The 8211-nt window shown below is 72.6% G+C and carries 6 protein-coding genes; 4 read left to right on the forward strand and 2 right to left on the reverse strand.

What is annotated here, in order from left to right; genetic code table 11:
* Positions 1–51: 51 nt before the first annotated feature.
* Entirely contained in the window at positions 52–2151 is a 2100-nt protein-coding gene (locus tag ABZT74_RS22060; RefSeq protein WP_356437383.1) for a sulfatase, read from the forward strand.
* Positions 2152–2214: 63 nt separating this feature from the next.
* On the opposite strand, the gene ABZT74_RS22065 is transcribed toward ABZT74_RS22060, so the two are convergent.
* A complete protein-coding gene (locus tag ABZT74_RS22065; protein WP_356437385.1) occupies positions 2215–3003 on the reverse strand; it encodes an IclR family transcriptional regulator in 789 nt (262 codons plus the stop codon).
* A gap of 97 nt (positions 3004–3100) precedes the next feature.
* Here ABZT74_RS22065 and ABZT74_RS22070 point away from each other — a divergent pair, with 97 nt between their 5' ends.
* The 3 genes from ABZT74_RS22070 to paaK all read left to right on the forward strand — a co-directional run bounded on the left by ABZT74_RS22070 (position 3101) and on the right by paaK (position 6953).
* Positions 3101–4069, forward strand: coding sequence for a 5-dehydro-4-deoxyglucarate dehydratase (locus ABZT74_RS22070; protein WP_356174811.1), 969 nt, complete (start codon positions 3101–3103; stop codon positions 4067–4069).
* A 99-nt stretch (positions 4070–4168) separates the two neighbouring features.
* Positions 4169–5503, forward strand: a complete 1335-nt coding sequence (locus ABZT74_RS22075) for an enolase C-terminal domain-like protein (RefSeq protein WP_356437387.1) — start codon at positions 4169–4171, stop codon at positions 5501–5503.
* A gap of 142 nt (positions 5504–5645) precedes the next feature.
* Positions 5646–6953 (forward strand): phenylacetate--CoA ligase PaaK, encoded by a 1308-nt coding sequence (gene paaK, locus ABZT74_RS22080; RefSeq protein WP_356437390.1) that lies wholly within the window; start codon positions 5646–5648, stop codon positions 6951–6953.
* 97 nt (positions 6954–7050) lie between these two features.
* Here paaK and ABZT74_RS22085 read toward each other — a convergent pair whose 3' ends face one another.
* Positions 7051–8073, reverse strand: coding sequence for a hypothetical protein (locus ABZT74_RS22085; RefSeq protein ID WP_356437393.1), 1023 nt, complete (start codon positions 8071–8073; stop codon positions 7051–7053).
* Between the last annotated feature and the right edge of the window lie 138 nt (positions 8074–8211).

The following is an 8211-nucleotide window of genomic DNA, read 5'->3' on the forward strand; positions in this document are numbered from 1 at the left end:
GGGGCGTGGTCGGTCGTGTCATCACGGGGCCCGTACGGAAGGACCATCGGCGTGTCGCACACCACGCGCTCCAGTCGACTCCCGGAGCAGCCAGAGCCGGACGAGGACGCGGGCCCCGGCCCGGAGTCCGGCGGGGCGGACGGGACGTCCGCGGGCGCGGCCCCGCACGCTCCCTCCGACAAGGACACGCCCCCGCACGACGCGGACGTCCCGGACGCCGACGCCCCCGGGAACGCCGCGGCCGACGCGGAACCCGCGGGCTCCCCCGGCTCGGGCGCGGACCCGGCCCCGGCCCCGGACCAGGAGGCCGCACCCGGTCGGGGCACCGAGGCCGCCGAGAACCCGGAGGCCGGATCACCGTCGGACCACGGTGGGGACGCCGGAGCGGACGCGGTGACGGAGAGCCCCGAACCGTCCGACGCCCCGGAGACCTCCGTCGCTCCGGATGAGGCCGGTGCCGTCGCCGGGCGGGCCGGATGGCGGGGCTGGCGGGTGACGTACCCGGGTGCGGCGCGAGCGGTGACCGTCGGGACGACCGTCCTCGCCGGCGTTCTCGTGCTCTTCGCCCTCGTCGTGCCGAACCGGCTGGACCGCCTCAGTGTCGGCGCCTTCCTGCGCATCCCGGCGGAGGGGGTGCTCCTGGCGGCGCTGCTGCTGGCGCTGCCGCCGAGGCCCCGGCGGGTCATGTCGTACGTCGTGGGCGCCCTGCTCGGTCTGCTGACCGTCCTCAAGTTCGTGGACATGGGTTTCTACTCCGTCCTGGTCCGGCCGTTCGACCTGCTGCTGGACTGGAGCCTGTTCGGCAACGCGGCGGACTGGGTGCGGGAGTCGTTCGGCCGGACCGGCGAGGTGGTCGCGCTGATCGCGGTCGTCGCGCTCGTCGTGGCGCTGCTCGTCCTCATGACGCTCGCCGTCGCCCGGCTGACCGACGTCATGGTCCGCAACCGGCCCGTCGCCGGCCGCACGGTGCTGGTCCTCGGCACCGCCTGGATCACCTGCGTGACGCTCGGCGTGCAGTTCACCGGCGTACCCGTCGCCTCGCAGATCGATGCCAGGATCGTCCAGAACCGGGTGCGCCAGGTGCAGGCCGGCCTGCGCGACGGCCAGGTCTTCGAACGGCAGGCCTCGGTCGACGCGTTCGCCGACACCCCGCCCGACCAGTTGCTGACCGGACTCCGCGGCAAGGACGTCCTGTTCACGTTCATCGAGAGCTACGGCCGTACGGCGATCGACGATCCGGCGATGTCCCGGCAGATCGACACGGCCCTCACCCAGGGGAACAGCCGGCTGAAGTCGGCCGGGTTCTCCTCGCGCAGCGGCTGGCTGCGCTCCCCCGTGACGGGCGCCGGCAGTTGGCTCGCCCACTCCACCTTCCTGTCCGGCCTGTGGATCAAGAACCAGCAGCGCTACCGGAGTCTGACCACCAGCGACCGCTCCACCCTCACCAGCTACTTCCGCAAGACCGGCGCCTGGCGCACCGTCGGCATCGTGCCGGGTGTCCGACGGGCGTGGCCCGAGGGCAAGTTCTTCGGCCTCGACCACATCTACGACTCCGAGCACCTCGGCTACAACGGCCCGTACTTCAGCTGGACCCCCGTGCCCGACCAGTTCAGCCTCGGCGCCTTCGAGCGGCTGGAGCACGGCAAGAAGGACCGCGGGCCGATGATGGCGGAGATCATCCTCGCCTCCAGCCACAACCCCTGGGCGCCCATCGCCCACATGATCGACTGGGACGACCTCGGCGACGGCTCGGTGTACGACAAGATCAAGGAGGAGGGCAAGGACCCCAAGGAGGTCTGGAAGAACCCGGAGAGCGTGCGCACGGAGTACCGGCGGGCCATCGAGTACTCCCTGCACAGCCTCACCGAGTACGTGCAGAAGTACGGCGACAAGAACACCGTGCTGGTCTTCCTCGGCGACCACCAGCCCGTCCCGACGGTCACCGCGGGCAGCACCAGCCGCGACGTGCCCGTCACGATCGTGGCGCACGACCAGAAGGTGCTGGACAGGGTCGCCGACTGGGGCTGGACGGACGGGCTGAAGCCCGCCGCCGACGCGCCGGAATGGCGCATGGACACGTTCCGGGACCGCTTCCTGACCGCGTTCGGCCCGCACCCGGAAGGCTCCGCCGCCACGGCGTCGAAGCCCTGATCCCCTCGGCCGCGCCGGAGGCTGTCGTACGCCCCGGCGCGGTCCCGCGCGTCCGCCCCCCGGTCAGCGCCAGTCCGGTGTACCCGAGGCGGCCGGCCGGAGCGTCTCGATGGTGGCCCGCGTCTCCCGCATGACGGCGACGACGCGGGCCTCGTGCTCCGCGGTGAGCCGGGCCACCGGGACCGAGCAGCTGATGGCGTCGGCGGCCGGTGTGTCGTAACGCAGGGCGAAGCCGAATCCCACGATGCCGGGCACGGTCTCCTCGCGGTCGACGGAGTAGCCGCGTTCCCGCACTCCGGCGAGATCGGCGAGCAGACCGGCGCGGAGCGTGTGGGTGTTGGCCGTGAGGGCGGCCAGGGGCTCCGCGGGGAGGGGCAGGTCGCCGTCGGCGCGCTCGGCGAGCAGGGCCTTGCCGAGGGCGGTGGCGTGTGCCGGGACGCGGCGGCCGACGCGGCTGATGGTGCGCGCGTACTCGTGCGATTCGCGCGTGGCGAGATAGACGACATCGGCGCCGTCGAGACGGCCGAGGTGCAGGGTCTCGCCGAGCACGTCGGAGGCGTCGTCGAGGTGGGGGCGGGCCGCGCGGACCCGGCGGTCGCTGTCCAGGTAGCTGGTGCCCGTGAGCAGGGCGCGGATCCCGATGCCGTACAGCGAGCCGGTGGTGTCGGCGCGCACCCAGCCGCAGTCGACGAGGGTCTGCAGCAGTTGGTACATGCTGCTGCGCGGCACGTCGAGCGCCCCGGCGAGTTCGTCGAGACGCGCGGGCCGGTCGCCCCGGTCGGCGAGCAGCTCCAGCAGCGCGACGGTGCGGGCCGCCGACTTCACTCCACGCACCCCTGAGCTCTCCGGCATGGCGCCCATCGTAAATCCGTGCCGCCTCCCATATTGACCGGAGGGATTCACGAACCTAACCTCTGTTCTCATACATAGACGTCATCTGCATACGGGGATGAGCATCATGGCAGGGTTCGGCGCGGGGACGGAGCACGTGGTCCGGCGGCTGCGGGACGGCATGGCGAGCGGCGTGCTGTCGTTCCCCCTCACCAGCTTCACCGACGAGGGCGATCTGGACCGGGAGGCCTACCGGGCTTACCTGGCCCGCCAGTTGGCCACGGGACCCGGCGCCGTGTTCCCCGCCTGCGGGACCGGCGAGTTCAGCGGGCTGGACGAGGACGAGTACCGCTCGGTGGTCGCCGACACGGTCCTGATCGCGGACGGCCGGCTGCCGGTGGTCGCGGGCGTCGGGTACGGCTGGGCGCAGGCGCTGCGGTTCGCCCGGATCGCCGAGGAGGCCGGCGCGGACGCCCTCCTGGTGCTGCCGCACTACCTCGTCGAGGCACCGGAGGCGGGGCTGGTCGAGCAACTGCGCCGGATCGCCGCGGGCACCCGGCTGCCGCTGATCGCGTACCAGCGCGGACCGGTCGCCTTCACCCCCGAGGGCCTGCGTGCGATCGCGCAGATCCCGACCGTCGTCGGGCTCAAGGACGGGCACAGCGACCTCGACCGGCTGCAGCGCCTCACCCTGGCCGCACCCGACGACTTCCTCTTCTTCAACGGGGCCGCCACCGCCGAGATCCAGGCCCGCGCCTACGCCACCGTCGGTGTCCCCGCCTACTCGTCGGCCGTGCACGCCTTCGCCCCCGAGATCGCCGACGCCTGCTTCGGCGCCCTGCGCGCCGGCGACGACGCGACGGTGAACAGACTGCTGCGCGACTTCTACGTCCCGTTCGTCGCCCTGCGCGACCGGGTGCCCGGGTACGCGGTCTCGCTGGTCAAGGCCGCGGCCAGGCTGCGCGGCCTGCCGGTCGGCCCGGTGCGCGCACCGCTCACCGATCCGGGCCCCGCCGACCTCGCCGAACTGGAGCACATCCTCGACACCGGCCTGGCCCTCGTCGGAGCGGTGCGCCGGCCCGTCTGACGCGTCGCACGGCCCGGTCGGCGCCCTCGTGGTCGAGTGGGCCCCGACGCCCTCCTCCGGGGTCACCGGCCGCGGTCACCCTCGTACACAAGGACTTTGATGAGCAGTCAGCAGCCGACCGTCACCGAGTTCTCCGTCTACCCCGTCGCGGGACGGGACTGCATGGAGCTGAACCTCTCGGGCGCCCACGGCCCCTACTTCACCCGCAACATCGTCGTCCTCACGGACTCCGAGGGGCGGACCGGGCTCGGCGAGGTGCCCGGCGGGGAGCGGATCACCCGGACGCTGCGCGACGCCGAACCCCTCGTGCTCGGGGCGAAGGTGGGCGACTTCCAGCGCGTGCTGCGCGCGATCGGAGACCGGTTCGGCGACCGGGACGCCGGCGGGCGAGGCGCCCAGACCTTCGACCTGCGGACCACGGTCCACGCCGTCACCGCTGTCGAGTCGGCGCTGCTCGACCTGCTCGGCCAGCACCTCGACGTGCCGGTGGCCGCCCTGCTCGGCGACGGCCAACAGCGCTCCTCAGTGCGGGTGTTGGGCTATCTCTTCTACGTCGGGGATCCCGGCCGGACGGACCTGGAGTACGTACGCGAGCCCGACGCGGACGTGGACTGGTACCGCCTGCGGCACGAGGAGGCGCTCACTCCGCAGGCCGTCGTCCGGCAGGCCGAGGCGGCCCACGAGCTGTACGGCTTCCGGGACTTCAAACTCAAGGGCGGAGTTCTGGAGGGCACCGAGGAGGTCCGGGCCGTCCGTGCGCTCAAGGACCGCTTCCCCGAGGCCAGGATCACCCTCGACCCGAACGGCGCCTGGTCACTGCGCGAGGCGGTCGAGCTGTGCGCGCCCCTCGTCGGCACGCTCGCCTACGCGGAGGACCCCTGCGGCGCCGAGGACGGCTACTCGGGCCGAGAGGTCCTGGCCGAGTTCCGCCGGGCGACAGGGCTCCCCACGGCGACCAACATGGTCGCCACGGACTGGCGCCAGCTGACGCACGCCCTGGCACTCCAGTCGGTCTCCATCCCGCTGGCCGACCCGCACTTCTGGACCATGCGCGGCTCGGTGCGTGTGGCCCAGCTGTGCAACGCCATGGGGCTGACCTGGGGCTGCCACTCCAACAACCACTTCGACATCTCCCTCGCGATGGTCACCCACTGCGGCGCCGCGGCCCCCGGCCCGTACAACGCCCTCGACACGCACTGGATCTGGCAGGAGGGGCTGGAGCGCCTCACCGTCGCGCCGCCCCGGATCGTCGACGGCGAGATCGCCGTTCCGGACGCCCCCGGGCTGGGCGTCCGGCTGGACATGGACCGGCTGCTGGCGGCGCACGAGCTGTACCGGACGAAGGCGCTCGGCGCCCGCGACGACGCCATCGGCATGCGCCATCTCGTCCCCGGCTGGGAGTTCGACCCGAAACGGCCCTGCCTGGTGCGCTGACCGCTCTTCCACCGCACCCCTCCCGCAAAAACCGCCGACGGACCCCTTGCACGGAGGCGGCACACCTGAATTACTGATCCGGAACAGAACGACCGAATGATCGGTCGTCCGGAATAGCACGGTTGGTGAGGGAGAAGTGGCGATGGCGGACTCCACGGATCCGAAGGGCCTGCTCGACGCGGGCGAGCGGCTCGACACGGAGGAACTGCGCTCGCTCCAGCTGGAGCGACTGCGCGCGTCACTGCGACACGCGTACGAGAACGTGCCGTTCTACCGGGAGTCGTTCGACAAGGCGGGCCTGCGTCCGGACGACTGCCGCTCGCTCGCCGACCTGTCGCGCTTCCCCTTCACGGTCAAGGCCGACCTGCGCGCGAACTATCCGTACGGGATGTTCGCCGTACCCCAGGACCGCATCCGCCGTCTGCACGCGTCGAGCGGGACGACCGGACGGCCCACCGTCGTCGGGTACACGGAGAACGACCTGTCCATGTGGTCGGACATGGTGGCGCGTTCGATCCGCGCGGCGGGCGGGCGGTCCGGCGACATCGTCCATATCGCCTACGGATACGGCCTGTTCACCGGCGGCCTCGGCGCGCACTACGGCGCCGAGCGGCTCGGCTGCACGGTGATTCCCGCGTCCGGCGGCATGACGGCACGTCAGGTCCAGCTGATCCAGGACCTGAAGCCGCGGATCATCATGGTGACGCCGTCCTACATGCTGACCCTCCTCGACGAGTTCGAGCGGCAGGGAGTGGACCCGCGGAGCACCTCGCTGCGGGTCGGGATCTTCGGGGCCGAGCCGTGGACCGAGGAGATGCGGCGCGAGATCGAGGAACGGTTCGCGATCGACGCGGTGGACATCTACGGCCTGTCCGAGGTGATCGGTCCGGGTGTCGCCCAGGAGTGCGTGGAGACCAAGGACGGGCTGCACGTCTGGGAGGACCACTTCTACCCGGAGGTCGTCGACCCGATCACCGGCGAGGTGCTCCCCGACGGCGCGGAGGGCGAGCTGGTGTTCACCTCGCTCACCAAGGAGGCCATGCCGGTGATCCGCTACCGGACCCGGGACCTGACCCGGCTGCTGCCGGGCACGGCGCGCGCCTTCCGCCGGATGGAGAAGATCACCGGCCGCAGCGACGACATGGTGATCCTGCGCGGGGTCAACCTGTTCCCGACGCAGATCGAGGAGATCGTGCTGCGGACGCCGGGGGTCGCCCCGCACTTCCAGCTCCGGCTGACCCGCGAGGGCCGCATGGACGCGCTGACCGTCCGGGCCGAGGCCCGCTCCGGCGCGACCCCCGAGCAGCGCGAGGCGGCGGCCCGGACGATCGGCAGGGGCATCAAGGACGGCATCGGCGTCTCGGCGGACGTCGAGATCGTCGAACCGGAGTCGCTGGAGCGGTCGGTGGGCAAACTGAAGCGGATCGTGGACCTGCGTCAGCGCCCGTGAGGGGGTTCGGCGCCCCGCCGGGCCGGTGGGGGCGAGGTCGTCCACGGTGACGAACCCGGCTCGCCGATCCGCCGGCGGCCGGGGCCCGGCGCTGCGGCTACGGGGCCGGGAAGGCGAGGCGCGGACCGTGCTCCTCCGTGGCCCGGCGGAGTGCGGTGAACAGGCCCGCGCGCAGCGTGCGGACCTCGGCGGCGTGGTCGGCGAGGAAACGGGCGCGGAGCCTCAGGCGTGCCGGTTCACGGACGGCCTCGACCGGGCGCATGCAATCCGCGTAGGCGCTGCCGAGGGCGCGTTCGACGGCGGGCAGCCGGTCGGCGGCGGTGGTCTGTTCCCGGGTGTCGGCGAGGGCGAAGAAGCCGTTCTCGTCACGGACCTCGATCCCGTGGCGCGCAAGGCAGCCCGGCAGGCCGCGCAGGGCGTGCAACACGGCGGGATCGCGGCGCAGGGGGACGAGGGTGCTGAACCACTGGCCCTGGAGTGCGGCGTAGGTGTCGCGCAGCGCGGTGGCCGCCGCCGTCCCCTCGGCCACGCAACGGCGCACGACGGCCGTGTCACCGGAACCACCGGATCCGCTCGCACTCCCGCGGCCGTCGTCTCCCCCGTCCCCGGTGCGCGCCTCGGTGCCGGTCCTCGCCGGACCGGGTGTCGGGGCGGGAACCGTGGCGCTCGCGCTCATCCCGTGCCGGGCGACGAAATCCAGGTCGGGAAGTTCGTAGTACCGGATGAACGTGATCGGATCCTGTGCCGGCAGTTCGGTCCCGTGATCGTGCGCGCACGACGCCGCGACGGCACGGGCCTCCTGCCGTACGAAGACGTCGAGGCCCTGGGTCCAGCGGGTCTCGGCGCCGGTCGCGGGCAGGACCATGCGGACCGGGTCGTCCGGCAGGGCGGCGCTGAGACGAGCGGCGGACACGCGCGCGGCCGGAGCCGGGGCCGACGGCGGGGCGGGATCGGCCGAGCACGCCGCGGTGACCAGTACGGCGACGGCGACGACCGTGACGCGCAGGGTGGCCGCGCACCGGACCGGGCCCGGGATCCGCCACCGCACCCACGTACATGGCCGATGCCGGTGGCGGGCCGGGACCGGGTGCTTGTCGGCCTGGCGGACCATCAGTGTCACTCCCCCATCTCCGTAGTCCTCCGGTCCGCTCCCCCGGGCGGGGGGGGGGGGGCCCCCCCCCGCGCGAACCCCCCTTGGGGGTGGGGCGGGCAGAGTCGGGGTCGCCGAACAACAGAAAGGTACTGAAATAAGGTATAG

Origin of the sequence: Streptomyces sp. NPDC005302 (genome assembly GCF_040607345.1) — a bacterium.
In the GTDB taxonomy this organism is placed as follows: Bacteria; Actinomycetota; Actinomycetes; order Streptomycetales; family Streptomycetaceae; genus Streptomyces.

What these genes read in the sequence shown, in the direction of transcription:
- ABZT74_RS22075 (WP_356437387.1), top strand. Translation starts at nt 4,169, where the DNA reads ATGAGCAGTCAGCAGCCGACCGTCACCGAGTTCTCCGTCTACCCCGTC.
- ABZT74_RS22070 (WP_356174811.1), top strand. Translation starts at nt 3,101, where the DNA reads ATGAGCATCATGGCAGGGTTCGGCGCGGGGACGGAGCACGTGGTCCGG.
- paaK (WP_356437390.1), top strand. Translation starts at nt 5,646, where the DNA reads ATGGCGGACTCCACGGATCCGAAGGGCCTGCTCGACGCGGGCGAGCGG.
- ABZT74_RS22065 (WP_356437385.1), bottom strand. Translation starts at nt 3,003, where the DNA reads ATGCCGGAGAGCTCAGGGGTGCGTGGAGTGAAGTCGGCGGCCCGCACC.